A 17157-nucleotide genomic window follows, 5' to 3' on the forward strand; every position below is an offset into this window, starting at 1 on the left:
CTCGTCGTAGTGTGCATAATAACTGCTTTCTTGTAGTTTCGTTAGCCCAATCAACAAACCAATATGTATCACCAATACCTACGTCCTGCCCGATTGGCGGGACTGACTGCCTTTCTTGTGTCGTCATTGACGTACCTGAACGCATCGGGTCAAACCATTACGCAGCGCGATCCGGTCATTGCTGATCTGGTCAGCCAGATTTCGGCCGATAGCCTCAAAGCGCATGTGGACGGGCTGGTTCGGTTCGGCACGCGGCACACCCTGTCGACCACGACTGACCCTAAGAAAGGTACCGGTGCCGCACGCAACTGGATTCTGGGAAAGTTCCAGCAGTATGCCAGGCAGTCGGGTGGGCGGATGACCACGGGAATTGACTCCTGGACCCTCGCTGCCGACGGTCGCCGTATCGACAAGGCGTCGGAAATAGCAAACGTAATGGCGACCTTGAAAGGCACTGACCCTACCGATGACCGGGTGTTTATTGTGCAAGGCCACATGGACAGCCGCGTAACGAACGTGATGAATCGTGAGAGCGATGCTCCCGGCGCCAACGACGACGGGTCGGGCACGGCGGCGGTGATTGAGTTATGCCGCGTAATGAGCAAAACACCGTTTCCGGCGACCATTATTTTTGCGACGCTGACCGGCGAGGAACAGGGACTACTGGGTGCCGAGCACCTCAGCGAACGCGCCGTTCAGGAGAAGTGGAACGTGGAGGCTGTGTTGAACAACGACATTATGGGCAGTAACCACTCCAACGAAACGAACATCATTGACAACACGCGGCTACGGGTCTTCAGCGAAGGGCTTCCGGCCTACCAGTTGAGCGATCGGGCAGCCAACATCCGTCAGTTTGGCTCAGAGAATGATGGCAAGGCCCGCACATTGGCCAGGTACGTTAAAGAACTTGGCGAACGCTATGTAGACAATCTGGAGATCATCACCGTGTACCGTAACGACCGGTACCTGCGTGGTGGCGATCATACGCCGTACGTACAGCGTGGTTTTGCGGCTGTGCGCCTGACAGAAATGAACGAAAACTACGACCACCAGCACCAGGATCTGCGTACCGAAGGTACGGGCGCAAAAGCCGTTGAGTTTGGTGACTATGCCAGGTTTATGGATTTTGCGTATCTGAAAAAGAACACGGCCGTGAACCTCGCCACGCTGGCAAATCTGGCAAAAGCACCCGCGCCACCCCAACAGGTGACCATTGAGGTACGCAATCTGACTAATTCGACAGCGCTCTACTGGCAGGCCCCTAAAACAGATGGCAGCCGCAAAACAAAGGGCTATTATGTGCTGATGCGCGAAACCCACATGCCATACTGGCAGAAGAAATTCTTCACGACCAAACTCGGTATGACTTTGCCGTATTCAAAAGACAACTATTTCTACGCCGTTCAGGCCGTGTCTGACGATGGCAACGAAAGCATTCCCGTATTGCCTTCACCAAACCTGCGGTAGGGGAAAAGTCATTTATGATCACTGGTAGTCATTCATTGTTTTTATAATGAATGACTACCAGTGACCTTTCACTTAGACAGCAGTTGAGTAACGATCACTGGTTTCTGATCACCGGTTTTCTGCTCGAAAGCGACTAATAATCCTTTGGGTGTTGCCAGCGCAACGGGGTACGTTGCACTCACCGTTTCGGCCGTTAGGTACGTTGTTTCGGCGGATGGACCGTAGCGGAGGGCAACGCGCTGGGTAAACTTCGGCATAGGTTCGTTGGCGGGTTGGTTGGGTAACCGCACCGATTCGTCCCAGAGCCAGAGAAGCTGATCCTGATAGGCTACAAGCTGCGGGTGTTTAGCCCGATTTGATGCGACTGTAGCGGCCAGCTCAGTCTGCCCAGCCTTGGCCAGGCGCAAACCGGCCACGCCTTCTTTTCCTGAAAACCAGCTTGTATACAACGCATTGCCCACCTGCGTCACGCTCGAACCGGCGTGCGGGCAGGCAGCTACCCGCCAGTCGTCGGCGTAAATCCGTTGCGGCTTGCTGAATGTTTTACCACCATCAGTAGATACTACGTGGCTGATATCGCGGGCGGCGGGTGTGCCTTTTCCGGTTGGAATCAGATCTCGGTAGGTTAGGTGAATCTGCCTGTTCGAATCAACAAAGACATTGGTACGGCAGCACTGGCAGGCATTACTATCAACCAGCACTTCGGCACCGAAACCGCCCTGTGGCTGGCTCTGCACAAATTTGATGGTTCGCCCTTCCTGCCCGCGCAGCTTTTCATCGATCCAGACCAGGCCGATTTCACCGTTTGGCAGGCGAGTCAGGTCGCCAAAGGAGTGGCTTGTGCCGGGTGCCACATTACTGTGAACCGGCTTCGGATCTGTCCATGACTGACCGTTTGTGGTAGAGGTCATCGTATACAGATTTCCTGCGTAGGGTGAGTCGGCAGTGGGGCGGGGTACCTCGAACAGCGCGACCAGGGTGCCGTTGCCCTTTATGGCAATCTTCGGCATGCCCTCGGCGTGGGTTGAGAGATCGGCGGGTACGGGTATCCGCTTTTTTGTGCCGAAGGTTTCGCCACCGTCCGTAGAAATGGCGAAGTAGAAACTGGCCGTTTTATCACCCGTTTTTTCAGCCCACGTCAACACGGGATTTCCACGCTGGTCGGTTGTAAAGCGTGGAGTTGTGCCCGTAAACTGCGGGTTCGAAACCGTTGTTTCGCGAACAGGCTGGCCAAGAAAAGCGAGGCCGGAGAGCAGGAGTGACAGTATCGTTTTCATGTTACTGATTTATACCAAAGCTGGAGCGGGGCTGCCCGGTTTGGTGCTATACTTTATTTTCCTGAAAAGCTGTATTGTAATCCGATGACAAAGGTGCGGGGGGCGGCGGGTGTGTACGTGGTGCGGTCGGTAGCGTTGTTGCCGCGTGTGGCATTTGTAGCAAATAACGCGTTGGTGGTATTCAACACGTTGGTGTAGAGCTCAATACCTTTCCACTGATACCCAACCCTGACGTTGGCGAAGTCGTAGCCGCCATAGCCAACCGTATTGGTCTGGTTCTGGTACCAGCTGGCTACGTGCTGCCATTCTACCGACGCACGGAAATTGGTCAGCCATAACGGATAATAGCTGATTTCTGTGTTCCAGAGCGTACGCGGTGCCGATGGCATGTCTTTTCCATTTACATTCTGAATCGCATCAGAGGTACGTTGGCTGAGCGTGAACTCCACAAACTGATGCACCGCGTGTGTACCACCAAAACGCAGGAACCACTGCTTCGACGGCCGGTAGGTCAGCCCGATCTCTACGCCCCGATGCAGCGTTTTGCCGGCCGACTGGTAGTCTGTTGAATTGTCGGGCTGGCGGATGTTGAGCAGTTCGTTAGTACCGTTCATCTGGTATAGTGCGGCATCGACGTACACCTTGTTATTGAGCAGTGATGCCCAGCCGCCAATCTCCATATTGTCAAATTTGGCGGGTTGCAGGTTGTAGTAGAACAAATCGCCTGAGGCGCTTGGGGTGGTGCGCTTCAGGAAAATGGCCGTGAGGGCGGGTGGAGCAAAGCCTTTGGCGTAGTTGGCGTACAAGCCTTTGCCAGTACCCAGATCGTAGGTTGCCCCGATTTTGGGCGTTACCTGGCTGTAAGCTTTACCCCCGGCCGTTTTATCCAGTGCGTTGGTATAATCGAAGGCCATCCGGTCGTAACGTAGTCCGGCCGATACGCGTAGTTTAGACACGGGTTCGAACTCATATTGCATATAGGCAGCCGTATTATGAATGTGTGCCTGGTAGTTAGCCAACTGAAGGTCAGGACGTTCGCCCAATAACGTGTACCTGACCACCGATTTTTTGTCGGCCCGTAACTCAGCGGCCATCTCGGTCTGGTAGGCGTAGTATGAGTTCGGCGACAGATCAAGAGTGGCTCCGATAATGAGTTTGCTGTTCAGGAATTTCAGCCGCTGCGTGTGTTGGGCAATGACGCCGTAACTCTTGAAATCGTTGCTGTTGATCTGCCCGGTTGCTGTTGCTGAACCACTGGTCCACCGGATGGCGTAGGCCGGGTTCTGCCCAACGCTGTTGTTTCGGAAGAAAGCTGTTACGAACGATTGCGACCCATTCGTCCAGTCATGTTCAAGCGTTAGTCGACTACGCAGCGAGAACGTTTTGCGGTAGGTGAAATCCGTGGTACTGACATACTGCCGGGCAAAAAAGGCGGTACTATCAACGCTGCCACTCGTTTGGGAATCATAGTCGTTGTACGACAACGTACCTGTGAGGCGGGTTCTTACCGTAAGGGCGTATTCGAGCCGGGTGAAATACGATGATTTGGTGTAATCAGAACTGGCCAGCCACGAGTTGCGCTGGCGGGAAACGAGGCCGCCCACGTAGATGCCGAACTTACCCTGCCGGGCACCCGCCCCAAACTGGAGCCGCTGGTAACCCCACTGGTCGGCCTGAATGCCCACACGCGCCGTAGGCACTGCTGTTGGCCGCTGTGTAATGAAATTGACCGCACCGCCTACGGCTTCCGGGCCATAAATAGACGAAACAGGCCCTTTGACTACTTCGATGGAGCTAACCGTAAACTGGTTCAGTTCGAGCAGGGCGTTATGGTTGAACACACCCATCGGCCTGATGGGCACGCCATCTTCCAGGTATAGGAAATAGGCGTTGGTAGTCATCGGCTGCCGAATGGCCATCATGTGCTGTTCATTACCCAGGTTGACCATCAGCACGCCCGGCGTTTTATTGATGACCTCATAAATGCTCGTTGGCTTGGTTTCTTCGATCAGCCGGGGCGAGAGTTTAGAGATGGCAATGGGGGTCTGCGTACGCAGGGCCGCCTCTCGGTTGCCCGTCACCACCACCGTCTGAAGATCTTCAATGGCGGGTTCGAGCGATACCCGAACGGCCTGACCGGGCGTTACGGTAATTTCCTGCGTTCGGTAGCCAACGGCCGACACGGTGATCTTTGTAGCGATACCGGTGATGGGGAAATGTCCGTTGGCATCGGTTGTGACGCCCGATTTCCCCTCGGCCCAGGATAAAGTTACGCCGGGGAGCGGTTCTTTCGTCTGGGCATCGTATACCTGGCCCGTTATAACAGACTGAGCCATAACTCCCACGCTGACCAGCAGACCAAGGAGCCTTAATAAAAAATTCGTCATAAATGATTGGTTGAGCCTGATCGGCCCGTGTAGAGTCAGTAACGGTTGAGAATAGCAGTTACTCGTATGGTGCTGTGCCATACAGATATAAGCAGGCGCAATACATCGCCAACTGCCACGAAACGAATTACTTACCCGATGCGGGGGGGCTGGAAGATACCGTGCAGGGGCGCGGCATAAGGCGATTGCTGGCAGTACGGAACAGGGAGGCTCGGCGTTGCGTCTCCGCTGGCGTCAGCAAACGTAAATGAGAACAAATCGGTACAGAACAGGGCCAGCACTGGCATATGCTGAATGCGCTCGGTGGTTTCGCGGTCTTCGCGGTCGTGCTGGGCCTTTAGCTTTTTGGCCAGATAACACTTACCATCACAATTAAGCTGGGGCCGGTTGCGGTTTTCGCAGAGATTTTTGGCAATAAAATCACGGTTCAACTCAAACGACATCACAATCACCTCGCGGCTGAATAGCTGCAGCAGTAAGGAGGTGATAAGCGTGTAGGTGAGTAATTGGCGAAACATGACGTGTCATCAGTACGATGCCGCAAAAGTAAGGTTGAACTCTATTTGATAGGTAGACAGTATAACAATTTTTGAACCGTGTGATCTATCGAACGCCAAAAGCTAGGTACCGGGTCTGGCTGGATGTAATGCGTAGCTAACTGAAACAATAGGAAATGTGGCCGGGTTAATCGCCGTAATTAATCCAGCTACGTTATGAATCACAACTCACGAATTTCAGCAGTTGCCTATGGTTTTCTGCTGCTAACGGGCCTCACCTTTACAGCCTGTAAAGACAAAGACGCCTCACCTGCCGATGGAACCGGCATTCAGCCAACAGGCAATAAGCCCGACTGGGGTCCAACGATAGATCCTCAAAACCAGGCAGTTATCGAACAATTGATTGCGTTTGGTACGCCGCCCCTGCCTACGCTGACGCCCCGACAGGCACGGATGACGCCGTCGCCAACGGATGCGATGAAAACGTTACTGAAGAAGAACGACATTGAAGTGCCGGAGCGTAACGTGTCTATTAGTCAGCGTGTTATTCCAAGCTCAGCACCCGATGGTACGCTGTTGCGTATCTATACGCCAACCAGCGCCAGCGTGGCGGGTGGCTTCCCGGTTATTGTGTATTACCACGGTGGTGGTTGGGTTATCGGAAGTCTGAACCAGTATGAGCCGTCGTGTAAGGCACTGGCCGAAAAAGCGGGTGCCATAGTCGTATCGGTCGATTACCGGTTGTCGCCCGAGGCTAGATTTCCGGCGGCACATGAAGATGCGTATTCGGCCTACGTCTGGGTACGTAACAATACGGCTGCCATTGGCGGTAATTCAGCCAAAATTGCTGTAGCGGGTGAAAGCGCGGGCGGTAATATGGCCGTTGGCGTATCGCTGCTGGCTAAAGAGCGGGGGGTAGCCTTGCCAGTTCATCAGTTGCTGGTGTATCCGGTGGCCGACAATAACCTGAATACGGCCTCGTATAACCAGTATGCCAATGCACAACCGCTCAACAGAGCGGGTATCGTGTATTTCACCAGCAACTACTTCAACTCACCGGCTGATGGCGACAATCGGTTAATCTCACTGGTCGACGTGGCTAATCTGTCGGGCCTGCCACCGGCAACAATCATTGCCGCAGAGATTGATCCGCTACAGACAGAAGGGAAGTCATTGGCCGATAAGCTGCAGGCGGCTGGTGTAGCCGTTACGTACCAGTTGTATCCCGGCACCACCCACGAGTTTTTTGGCCTGGAAGCCGTTATCGGTAAGGCTGGTCAGGCGCAGGATCTGGCAGCTCAACAGCTGAAAGCATCGTTTGCCAAGTAAACCTGCTTGATTCAAAAACAAATAGCCTCTGTTTCTGCTAAGTTGGTTGTAAGGCCAACAGGCAGGAAATAGAGGCTATTCGTTTATTGGCCATGCATCAGCGTAGAAGTATCCGCCGTGCTGTTGGTAATTTATTGGCTATTTGCAAACTCACAGTGTAAATACCGGTCATTAGTCCCCGCATGTTGATAATGGTCAAATCACCGCTACGGGGTACGCGCTGAACAAGCCTGCCAGACTGATCATATAAGGCTATCTGCGCCGATGAAGCCGTTTCTTTCCAGTATACCTGAAGCTGCTCACTGGTCGGATTTGGGTAGATCTTTACGGAGGAGTCAACTTGTTCGGTAGCCGTAATTACGTAACTGATCAACGCAGATGAGGCCGACGAGCAACCGTTTTGCGTACTGACAACGTAATAACTCCCGGCTTCAGCAGGCGTATAACGTACCTGCGTTGCCCCGGAAATGGCGCTGCCAGATGAGGTATACCATTGGTTACCTGCACGTGCGGTCGACACTAGTTCGTCTGCCTGTTGGGCGACTACTGGCCGGGCAGGCGTCTGGTTCAGCGTAACGGCAATAGGCTCGCCCACATAATAGGGCAGTTCGCTGATTACACGCAATCGATACCCACTCCCAGCCGCTACTGTCGAGGCAACAGCTGCCGTAATGACGCTGGAACTAAGGTATTTACCTGGTTGTGGTTGACTGATCTGACCAATTCGTGTTGCACTGGTAAATTCGCCTTTAGCATCTGACAATTGAAGCGTGAGCGGACCTTCTGTGTAGGCGGCAAATCGTCCGGTGAGTGTGAGGCTTGCTGGCGATCCGGCACACACTACTTGGGCAGGTGAATTAATGGTAAGCGCAGCTGGGGAAAGTTTAGCCAGGTAGTAAGCCGGTGCGGTTGTCGACGTAGCTATTGTCGACGTACCCAGCGTTAGCGATGTGCTTGTCGACGCAGTAAAGAGAGCAGCACCATTTGCGTCCTGTTCTAGATGGAGCAGCGCATCGTTGCCGGTAGGGCTGTTCACCTGTACAGACCAAAGCGTTGACAGATCAGATGACAACCCCGTAATGCTGAAGTAATCGTTGGGACCGTACACCGTGCGTACGGGAAATGGGGGCGTTGATGGTAAAACCGTACCCATATACTGACCACCCAACAGCAACGTACCTGACGGATTTGAGCATAGCCAGCCAATGGATGCCGAATCGGCGTTGGCCAGGAAGCGCTTTGAGTTAATCGCTTTACCCGTGTTATCGAAAACACTGATGAGTTGTCCTTTTTCAATGGCCGACTTGCTTGCCATCTGGATATCTCCGTTGGCGAGTTGGTAATTAGCCAGAATAGTTACCTGATCGGTTTCTCCAACGGTTAGGGTTGAAAATGTCTCCTGGTAATTCGTTGTATAGGATGGTGGAGTCGATGGAGAGCCGCCAATAAGGTTCCTGTAGTCAGCCTTTATGTTCAAAGCGTCTTTCGTGATGGCAACATCAGTACCACTACCGTACGTATTTGGCGACAATGCATCTCGACTTGACAGAATATTACGTAAGCTTACGACTGAGCCATGCCGTGTTCCAGCTATACCAAGTGGTGATAAGACTAGGAGATTGGATAGCAGACTACTGTACGACTCTCTGATTAGCTGCCCAGCTGAAGTAAACTTGTAGCTGGTAGTCCCCTTTTCCAGACCTCGAGCATAGATACCTTGTGTATATACACTGTTCTGCTCATCAACTGTTATGTAAAAAGGTCCATCTGACCCTGATAGAATAGGTCGCGCCCATTGTAGTTTATGTGTGCTGTCTAGCTTAATCAGAAGTCTTTTGGCGATGTGAGACGTCTGCGAATCGGTAGACTGTAACGAATAGGTTGAGTCGCCTACGGTAAACGTTCCCGAATTTGTACTACTGGCAATAAGCAGACTCCCCGCCCGATCGGTAGCCAGCTTGTCAATGCCGGGCAGATTCGTGAATGTTTGTTGCCAACGCACAGTACCACGGGTATCGTACTGAATTACGGTATTGTTGGCAAAGGAAACGTAGGTATTACGCTGTGGATCAACCGCTATGGATACAGGCTTGGCGGGCAGAAGTTTTGCAAAGTCATACTGGTGGCTGGCCTGCCCTACTAATGTAAAAGGTATACCAATAACAAGTAGAACGGCTATCCGGGCAATTACATAGCGGTGATTCATATCGATAACCGTTAAGAGCGCTGTAGTGCCCAGTACAAACAGATACCTCGGTGGTCGAGTGGCCTGCAAGGTATCTGTTTGTTGAAATTTTTGTACTATTCGGTTTATAATGATTTATTGAGTGGAATTAGGGTACCTATATATCGGGCTCTTCGGGTTTGGCCAGCAGGTAGATCACCAGGCTGAACACCAGCGCCCCGGCCCCACTCAGCAGGAAAGTGAAAACGGTCAGGTTAAAATCGTCGCCGGGTAAAATGGGGCCTGTGCGGGCCAGCAGGTAGCCAATCCGGCCTATCAGAACCAGCGCCGTAAGAGTTGACCCCACCACGATGAGCCAGAGCACGGCTGGCACGCGAAACCACCGCCAGCTCACCACGCGGCCGTCGGGTGTAACATAGGTTTTAATCGATTTTTTCATGCCCTCCGGAAATACTGCGTTGCTTTGTAAACTGACCGACTAAAGATACAACAATGCACAACCATGCGCATGATCATTCGCACGCACATTCCCCTACCGTAACCACTATCACCCGTACGCTGATTATCGGGGCTGCGCTGAACATCGTTTATGTGTTGGTCGAATTTGTGATGGGCTTACAGACCAAGTCGCTGGCGCTGGTGGCCGACGCGGGGCATAACCTCTCGGACGTAGCCGGGATACTGCTGTCGTTGCTGTCGTTCCGGCTGGCGAAAGTGAAGTCGAATCAGCGCTTTACGTATGGGCTTCGGAAAAGCACGGTGTTGGCCTCGCTGGTCAATGCAGTATTGCTGCTGCTGGCGGTGGGTGGTATTTTGCTTGAAAGTACGCAGCGGTTTCGGCATCCCGAACCAGTGGCGGGCGGCGTTGTGGCATGGGTAGCTGGCATTGGTATTGTTGTCAACGCGGCGTCGGCGTTCCTCTTTTTTCGGGATAAAGACCACGACCTGAATATGAAAGGAGCGTATCTTCATTTGCTGGCCGATGCGCTGGTGTCGGTTGCGGTGGTGGTGTCGGGACTGTTGATTGGGTACACCGGCTGGTTCTGGCTCGACCCGGCAATGGGAATCGTAGTGGCGGCGATCATTCTGGTAGGTACATGGGGCCTTTTATCAGACAGCCTTCGCCTGTCCCTCGACGGTGTACCGGTAGGCATTGACCTGGCTGAGGTGCAGAAGATTGTGGGAGCAGTGCCTGGTGTGGTAGCTGTTGATCACGTGCATATCTGGGCTATGAGTACCACCGAAAACGCATTGACAGCCCACCTGACCGTAAAGCCGGATTTAACGAACAACCAGGTTGTATTGGTAAAAAAAGAAGTGCGTCATGAGTTAGAACACCTTGGTATTGAGCACGCTACGCTTGAAGTGAATGCTGGTGCTACTGGCCCTGAACCAGACAGCCATTAGCCCTGAACGTACCCGACTAGCTGTATCTGTTCCAATAAAAAAAACGCTGTTATGTCTGTACCACTCGATCGTTTCTCCGGCCATGCTGCCGATTATGCCCGCTACCGGATCGACTACCCCGGCGAACTGTACGATTACCTGTTGACCTACGTACCTGGCCGGCAAGCAGCCTGGGATTGCGCCACGGGGAACGGGCAGGCAGCCGTTTCGCTGGCCAATTACTTTGAGCAGATCGAGGCAACGGATCTCAGCGAGCGCCAGTTAGCCAGTGCAATCCAACGCCCGAACATCACCTACCAGGTAGCCACCGCTGAAGCCGCTCCATTTGCCGACGAAAGTTTCGACCTGGTTACCGTTGGGCAGGCCCTGCACTGGTTCGACGTACCTGCGTTTCATGCCGAAGTGCAGCGGGTGCTGAAGCCAAAGGGAATCATTGCCGAATGGGGCTACGGCCTCAACGAGGTCAACGCGCCGATTGACGCGCTGGTCCGATTCATCTACAACGAAGTAGTTGGCCCCTTCTGGGACCCGCAACGGCGGCATATCGAGAATGAATACCAGAACTTGCCTTTCGAGTTCGCCGATGTGAAACAAACGCGGGTTACGGCCCGGCGCGAGTGGCTGGTTGAGTGGTACATGAACTACCTCCGCACCTGGTCGGCGGTGCAGGCATTTCGCAAGCAGCACGGCTACGACCCCATCGACCAGTTCGACTCTGACTTCCGCCGCCTCTGGGGGCCCAACCACCGCGAGGTACGTTTCCCGATCTTCCTGCGGCTGGGACGGAAAAAATAAATAGTGGGCAGTCAGCGGTGCAGGGTAACGTACCTGAACGGGGTATACCTGCTGCCAACCCAACTGCCTACTTTTTTTTCAGCACATTGAACACGGCGCTTACCCGAACAATGCGTTCATCGTCTTTCATGATGAACGCATTGACAAAGGCTACTGCCTCACCAATCAGTTGAATATCAGTGTGTACCTCCAGCCAATCGCCTACTTTAGAGTTGCCGACAAAATCAGTGGAGAGGCTCACGGTAACGAGCGGTACGGGTGGCTTTTGCGAGAAAGCGGCGGCATAACCCATTGCCACGTCGGCCAGGGTAGTGTACACGCCTGTATGCGTAAAGCCGCGCCCGTTCACATGCTTATCGAGCACCATCATGCCGATAATCAGTTCATCGCCAACTTGCTGGCTGTATAAAGGACCTGCCGTTTCCAGGAACGGACTAGTACGAAAAATAGGCTCGAAGCCTTCCGGAATTTCCATAAAGAGCGATTTCACGCCAATTTACAACAGCCGAAAGGAATTTCTTGCGCAGTATATCTACCGGGCTTCCCCCAATTACACTGCCCAGATCACCCGCACGACTTTTCCCCGCACACCGATGGTCTGAAAATATTCAAGCCAGTGTAGTTGCTGGGGGCCGAGGTGATCGGTCGGCGATTTTACTTCCACGAAGCTGTAGTCCCCGGCTTCATTCCAGATCAGCAGGTCGGGGAAGCCACGGGTATGTTCGCGTACGTTCCGGGCCATCTCGAGCAAAATAAGCCGTAATTGCTCAATGTCCAGCACCTCGATCAACTGGTTCACCAGGCCCAGCAACTCATCGTTCCAGTCGACCAGCACGTTAGTGATGCCGTATTTGGCATTATAGGTACGGCCCACGTGGCGGCGCCAGTCATCTTTGGTAGTAAGCTCGGCCAGGCGCTTTTTCAGTAGTTCTTCGCGGCGCACGTAGAAATCGGGCAGGTAAAAATCAGACGGAGCGCGTTGCAACGGGTGGTGAATAGCGGCTACGTTGGCATCATAGATCACATCCCAGAACACCAGCCCGAATAGTCCGCGCCAGGGGTAGTTTTCGGTGAAGGCCGCGTCGTACCCTTCTTCCAGGTAATAGTTCATCACGCCCGCCTCAACATGGTGCCGGTATGCCGCCGGAATGTCGACGCTTTCGGCATCCGACAAAAAGCGCGTGGTAGCTTTCCGGGTACGTTTCCTGGCGGCGGTACCCAGAATCTTCTCCCGAAAATCCTGGGCAAAATAGCGTTCCTCGGCGTTCTGTGGCGTTACGGCAATCTCATCAATCAGCGCCAGTGCTTCGTCGACCAGGCCGTTTCTGAACAGCAGACGCACTCGGCGTTCGCGGGCCGGAACCCGGTCAGACAGTTCATAGACGGCCAGCGCCTGATCGGGTAGTTTCTGGCGCTCGAGGAATGCACCCACGCGGCAAACCAGCTTCTGATAGCCGGGAAAGGCAATTTCGGTCAGCTCAGGGCGGGTTTCGTTCCAGTTCAGAAACCAGTTGTAAATGGCTTCAGGCGGCGTCTCGGCTTCCTTTTGCTCGTAGAATGCTTCATTCGTCAGCGAAATCAGTAGCTTGTCTTCTACTTCTTTGCGCGTACGGAAACGGGCCGTCATTTTACTCTCGTCGTGCTGTTCGAAGTTCATCATGCCCATGTCGCGCATTACGAACTCGGTCATGTCAGAACCACGATTGCCGAAGAACAGGAACTTCACCATCATCACCTCGGCCTCAAAATTGACCTTTACCACGGTTTCGCGGGTGGTGAGGCTGGTTACTATCTCGCCAAAATCCAGCTCGTTCAGGGCATATCGGACCACTTCCTCCTTTTTAAGTGGCTTTAATGCGCGTAGTTCATCGGGCTCGAGCGGAAGCAGATCGAGCAGATCGGGCTTCGTAAATATGTCGAGTGCTTCATGCCCCATACCTTCATGGCGCGTCTGTAATCGCTCTACGAAGCCCGCGTTAAGCAACTCGCCCAGAGCAACCGGCAAATCGGAAATTTCGCGGTAGTTCAGTTTATTGACCCGAAAGAACACACCTTTGCGATTGCTGACCCTGACGTATAGGCACTGCGCATCGGTACTCAACGCATCGAACCGGTCCAGAAAATCGGTTTCGGCCTCGTTGAGCAGCCCTCCGTAGAGACGCCGCACGAAGTCGAGTACGTACCGGAAATTATGCCAGTAGTAGCGGGGTTGAAGAATAACTTTTGGCATCTCTTGAAAGGGTTTACCGTTTACTGTCTTCTGTTTTTCAGCTGCTTCACAGATCTAGGCAACACGCCTTGGCGAAGCAACTGAAAACAGAAGACAGTAAACAGTAAACTGTATTTCTTTAACAATATCTCCCTCATTTATGTCCCCATTTGATGTGCTGGCGGCCCTGAAACAGCGAGGTTTACTCGCAGAAAAACAGGCTGACGCACTGGCTGATTTTGAACGGCAACGCCCTGTTTCGCTGCACCACGAGTTGCGGGCGGCGCTCTACGTGGGCATCCTGCTGCTGACAAGTGGGCTGGGGCTGCTGATTTACGAACATTACGACGCGATCGGCGATATGGCCATTGTGGGGGGCATGGCCGCCCTGTGTATAGCTGCTTTTGCCTATGCCTGGAAAAACCGCCCGCCGCTCTCGACCGAACAGGCGCGAAACAGGTCCGTTTTTGGCGATTACGCCCTGTTGCTTTCGTGTCTGCTCTTCCTCTCGCTGGAGGGCTACGTGCAGTACCGCTTCAACCTGTTCGGTACGCGCTACGGACTGGTGACGTTCATGCCGGCGGTACTGTTTCTGGCCATCGCCTATCGGTTCGATCATCGGGGTGTGCTGGGCATGGGCCTGACCGCACTGGCGTCGTGGGTAGGCGTAACCGTGCGCCCGCTCGAACTGCGGCTACGCACCAACTTTTTCGATGAACCGACCGTGCTGGCGGCTATCGGGCTGGGTACGTTACTCATTGGTGGGGCACTTTTGCTGGAAAAGCGGCGTATAAAAGCTCATTTCACGTATACTATCCTGGTATTTGGGGGTAACCTGCTGCTGCTTGCCTTGCTGGCTGGGGTGTTTAATTTCGATGGGCGCCGCTGGCTGTATGGCATACCACTTTTCGCCGTTTGTGTCGGTTTCGATTGGCTGGCTCGCCGCGAGAATGTATTTCTGTACCGGCTTATGGGCGTCGTGTATGCCTACATCGCGGCAACGTACCTGATCCTTTTCCGCCTGCTCGATGGCATGAACTACCCAACCGAAGCCTACCTGATTTACTTTGTTGCTACGGGCGCCGGTGCCGTGTATTACCTGACTCATTCGTTCCGTAAACGTACCTGACCCCTATGAAAGCATACAACCTGACCTGGCTCGAAGAGCGCGATATCCGGCAACAGGCCGATCGCTGGCGCGCCCAACAGGCGTTGACCGATGAACAGGTTGAGCAGATTCGACAGGCATACCCCGTCCGGTTCAAGCAGACCGGAACAGCACTCGAAATTGGCTCATTTGTCTTTACGTTGCTGGCGGCGCTGGCACTCTACGGCCTGGTCAGTATCACGCTCGATATCAGCTCGAAAGGCTCGGGGCTGGTGTCATTGATCATGGCGGGCGGCACGTTCGCCGTAGCTGTATTCTCGATTCGGTCGAACCAGTTTTACCGCAACGGCATCGATAACGCATTGTGGCTCGTATCGGCGTTATCGGCGGTTTGGGGACTTGTGCTGGTGTTTTTCGAGCGAAATGACGTGTTTCCGCCATTCTGGGAGGTCTGCCTGATTGCCCTGCCCATTCTGCTGGCGTATATCATCTACACCGGTGATACCATTCTGACCTACTTTGCGCTGGCCGCTTTTTACGGCACTATCTTCGACGGACTGCTCGACATCAGTTGGGGTAAATCGGCGTTGCCGTTTGTACTGATGGGTGCCTCGGCAGGATTATTTGGGCTGGTGACCTGGCTCAGGCGATCAACGGCTAATTCAGTGTATTACAGCGACGTGCTGACGTTGGTGCAGTGGGTATCGCTACTAATTGGTATGGCCGCCGGGAATTATTACATCGTGCGGGAGTTGAACGCCGTTTTGCTGCCTACCCGCCACAGTAGTTCGCCCGACATTGCGCTGCCCGGCTTATTCTGGATCACGACGTTTGCCATTCCGGCGGTGTATGGCGTAGTTGGTTTTCGGCAGCGCAATCGTATGCTGCTGATTGTGGCAGCACTTGGTGTAGCAGGAGCTATTGCCACCGTGTACCATTACGTGGGTACGTGGCCGTTGTCTATCACGTTAGCTGTTCACGGAGGAATACTAATTGGCCTGGCTATCCTGCTGATTCGCTACCTGACTACTCCGAAGAACGGCTTCACTGATGCCATTGACGAAGAACCGCCGCTTGAATTACTCAAGCACGTGGGTCTGCTAACCACGTTGCAGGGAACGGCTACTGCGCAAAATCAACCAACAGGGCCACGCTTCGGCGGTGGTGACTTCAGCGGTGGTGGTGCTGGTGATCAATACTGAACGGCCTGGTTGCCGGTAACGATCATTGAATCGCACAACGGTGACAGTCTGATTGCATCAAGGGGATCCTGTCCCGTTGCCTCTAAATATTAGTTTGTCTGTAGTCTTTGTAGATAATAAGCCTTTCGGTCGTGTTAAGTATTAAACATGTGCCTATAACAAGTGACGAGGAGCAAACTGGAATGGGACGAATCGTCGCAGAGGCTAGCTGTTTGTAGCTGCCATTGGCGCTATTCTTATGTCTCGAAATGTATCGATTGAATACCTGAAAGCTGTGTTGGTCAGCGTCATGGTGTTTACCCACAGTTTTGCCTTGCTGGGAACACTCATTCCCGGCAACATTGGTAGTCAGGCGTATTATCTGTTTTCGGTGATAGGTACGCTCATTGTGTTTTCGGGATTCATTTTCTGCTTTGGCTATGCCTCCTATCATGCTTACCTGTCTAAACCGTTTGCGCAGGTTCGGCACAATCTGATAACAACCGCAAAGAATCAACTGATCAGCTATTACATCTCGGCCTTGCTGGCGGTGGCGGCGCTGCCTATTCTGGGTCGGGCCAACGGGGTGGTGCAACTAAGTGATGTGGGCGCGGTGCTCGGGTTTACCTATATCGCTCCGTACTCTGAATTCATGCTCGCCTATTTCCTGATCACGGTCATTACGCTGTTGCTATTCAAACCGCTGGTGGCCTTGTCAGCGTCGCCATTGGCAATGTTCATTACCGGGTTGCTCTCACTGGTCGCTACCGTGCTGATTCCGTACGACTTATTTATCGATAATCCGCTTGGCTTATTTGTAGGTAGTCGAAGCTACGCAGCCTTTCCGCTCGTTCAGTATGGAGTGTTTTACGTCATGGGGCTATACTTTGCCCGTTTCGCCATTGTCTGGAAATGGCCCATTGCCGTGATGGCTGTGGCCGGAACGCTGTTTTTTGGACTGATTTATCTGAAAACGGGCTCATTCCCGGTCCGATTTCCTCCGTCGATTGGCTGGATATGCGGTTCATGGGGAATTCTGTATGGGTTGTATTTGCTGATAAACTGGGGAGTGGCAAAGGGGTTTACTTCGCCGCTTTTGCTGATGATGGGCGGTAATACCCTGCTTTTTCTGTTACTCAGCAACATGATCCTGTTTGCGTTGAGCAGTCGGTTCAAGACTACGCCGCTTGGTGCCATGCTCATTGGCATCGCTGTGTTGATGGCCTGTTGCTATATGGTGCAGATTACCCGAAAACCATCCCCCATAAAGCAACCAAGCACCCCGGTCATCGAGCCAACTGAGCTTACCTGATCC

General features: G+C 53.3%; 14 protein-coding genes. 7 read left to right on the forward strand and 7 right to left on the reverse strand.

The annotated features are described in order from the left end of the window. Nucleotides 1-63 precede the first annotated feature (63 nt). Nucleotides 64-1467, forward strand: a complete 1404-nt coding sequence (locus tag J2I46_RS26865) for a M20/M25/M40 family metallo-hydrolase (protein WP_207332181.1) — start codon at nt 64-66, stop codon at nt 1465-1467. 68 nt (nt 1468-1535) lie between these two features. On the opposite strand, the gene J2I46_RS26870 is transcribed toward J2I46_RS26865, so the two are convergent. The 3 genes from J2I46_RS26870 to J2I46_RS26880 all read right to left on the reverse strand — a co-directional run bounded on the left by J2I46_RS26870 (nt 1536) and on the right by J2I46_RS26880 (nt 5649). Further along, nucleotides 1536-2744, reverse strand: coding sequence for a sialidase family protein (locus tag J2I46_RS26870; protein ID WP_207332182.1), 1209 nt, complete (start codon nt 2742-2744; stop codon nt 1536-1538). A 53-nt stretch (nt 2745-2797) separates the two neighbouring features. After that, entirely contained in the window at nt 2798-5080 is a 2283-nt protein-coding gene (locus J2I46_RS26875) for a TonB-dependent receptor (RefSeq protein ID WP_374758106.1), read from the reverse strand. A gap of 182 nt (nt 5081-5262) precedes the next feature. Beyond that, nucleotides 5263-5649 (reverse strand): hypothetical protein, encoded by a 387-nt coding sequence (locus J2I46_RS26880; protein WP_207332184.1) that lies wholly within the window; start codon nt 5647-5649, stop codon nt 5263-5265. A 195-nt stretch (nt 5650-5844) separates the two neighbouring features. Here J2I46_RS26880 and J2I46_RS26885 point away from each other — a divergent pair, with 195 nt between their 5' ends. Beyond that, the gene (locus J2I46_RS26885; protein WP_207332185.1) at nt 5845-6957 is read left to right on the forward strand and encodes an alpha/beta hydrolase; all 1113 of its coding nucleotides are present in this window, start codon (nt 5845-5847) and stop codon (nt 6955-6957) included. Between the two features lie 97 nt (nt 6958-7054). On the opposite strand, the gene J2I46_RS26890 is transcribed toward J2I46_RS26885, so the two are convergent. Both J2I46_RS26890 and J2I46_RS26895 read right to left on the reverse strand, forming a co-directional pair. Next, nucleotides 7055-9163 (reverse strand): T9SS type A sorting domain-containing protein, encoded by a 2109-nt coding sequence (locus J2I46_RS26890; RefSeq protein ID WP_207332186.1) that lies wholly within the window; start codon nt 9161-9163, stop codon nt 7055-7057. A 136-nt stretch (nt 9164-9299) separates the two neighbouring features. Next, nucleotides 9300-9581 (reverse strand): hypothetical protein, encoded by a 282-nt coding sequence (locus J2I46_RS26895; RefSeq protein ID WP_207332187.1) that lies wholly within the window; start codon nt 9579-9581, stop codon nt 9300-9302. A 53-nt stretch (nt 9582-9634) separates the two neighbouring features. Here J2I46_RS26895 and J2I46_RS26900 point away from each other — a divergent pair, with 53 nt between their 5' ends. Then, nucleotides 9635-10549 (forward strand): cation diffusion facilitator family transporter, encoded by a 915-nt coding sequence (locus J2I46_RS26900; protein ID WP_207332188.1) that lies wholly within the window; start codon nt 9635-9637, stop codon nt 10547-10549. Nucleotides 10550-10600: 51 nt separating this feature from the next. After that, nucleotides 10601-11344 (forward strand): class I SAM-dependent methyltransferase, encoded by a 744-nt coding sequence (locus J2I46_RS26905; protein WP_207332189.1) that lies wholly within the window; start codon nt 10601-10603, stop codon nt 11342-11344. Between the two features lie 67 nt (nt 11345-11411). Here J2I46_RS26905 and J2I46_RS32970 read toward each other — a convergent pair whose 3' ends face one another. Further along, nucleotides 11412-11834 (reverse strand): PaaI family thioesterase, encoded by a 423-nt coding sequence (locus tag J2I46_RS32970; protein WP_207332190.1) that lies wholly within the window; start codon nt 11832-11834, stop codon nt 11412-11414. A gap of 60 nt (nt 11835-11894) precedes the next feature. Beyond that, the gene (locus J2I46_RS26915; protein ID WP_207332191.1) at nt 11895-13574 is read right to left on the reverse strand and encodes a VRR-NUC domain-containing protein; all 1680 of its coding nucleotides are present in this window, start codon (nt 13572-13574) and stop codon (nt 11895-11897) included. 139 nt (nt 13575-13713) lie between these two features. On the opposite strand from J2I46_RS26915, the gene J2I46_RS26920 reads away from it, so the two are divergent. The 3 genes from J2I46_RS26920 to J2I46_RS26930 all read left to right on the forward strand — a co-directional run bounded on the left by J2I46_RS26920 (nt 13714) and on the right by J2I46_RS26930 (nt 17154). Continuing rightward, nucleotides 13714-14682 carry a DUF2157 domain-containing protein gene (locus tag J2I46_RS26920; protein ID WP_207332192.1) on the forward strand — a complete coding sequence of 323 codons (969 nt, stop codon included), beginning with the start codon at nt 13714-13716 and terminating at the stop codon, nt 14680-14682. A gap of 5 nt (nt 14683-14687) precedes the next feature. Beyond that, nucleotides 14688-15863: a hypothetical protein gene (locus J2I46_RS26925; protein ID WP_207332193.1), complete on the forward strand. Its 1176-nt coding sequence runs from the start codon at nt 14688-14690 to the stop codon at nt 15861-15863. Nucleotides 15864-16101: 238 nt separating this feature from the next. Beyond that, a complete protein-coding gene (locus tag J2I46_RS26930) occupies nt 16102-17154 on the forward strand; it encodes a hypothetical protein (RefSeq protein ID WP_207332194.1) in 1053 nt (350 codons plus the stop codon). Nucleotides 17155-17157 lie beyond the last annotated feature (3 nt).

This window comes from Fibrella forsythiae, from assembly GCF_017353175.1.
GTDB lineage: Bacteria > Bacteroidota > Bacteroidia > Cytophagales > Spirosomataceae > Fibrella > Fibrella forsythiae.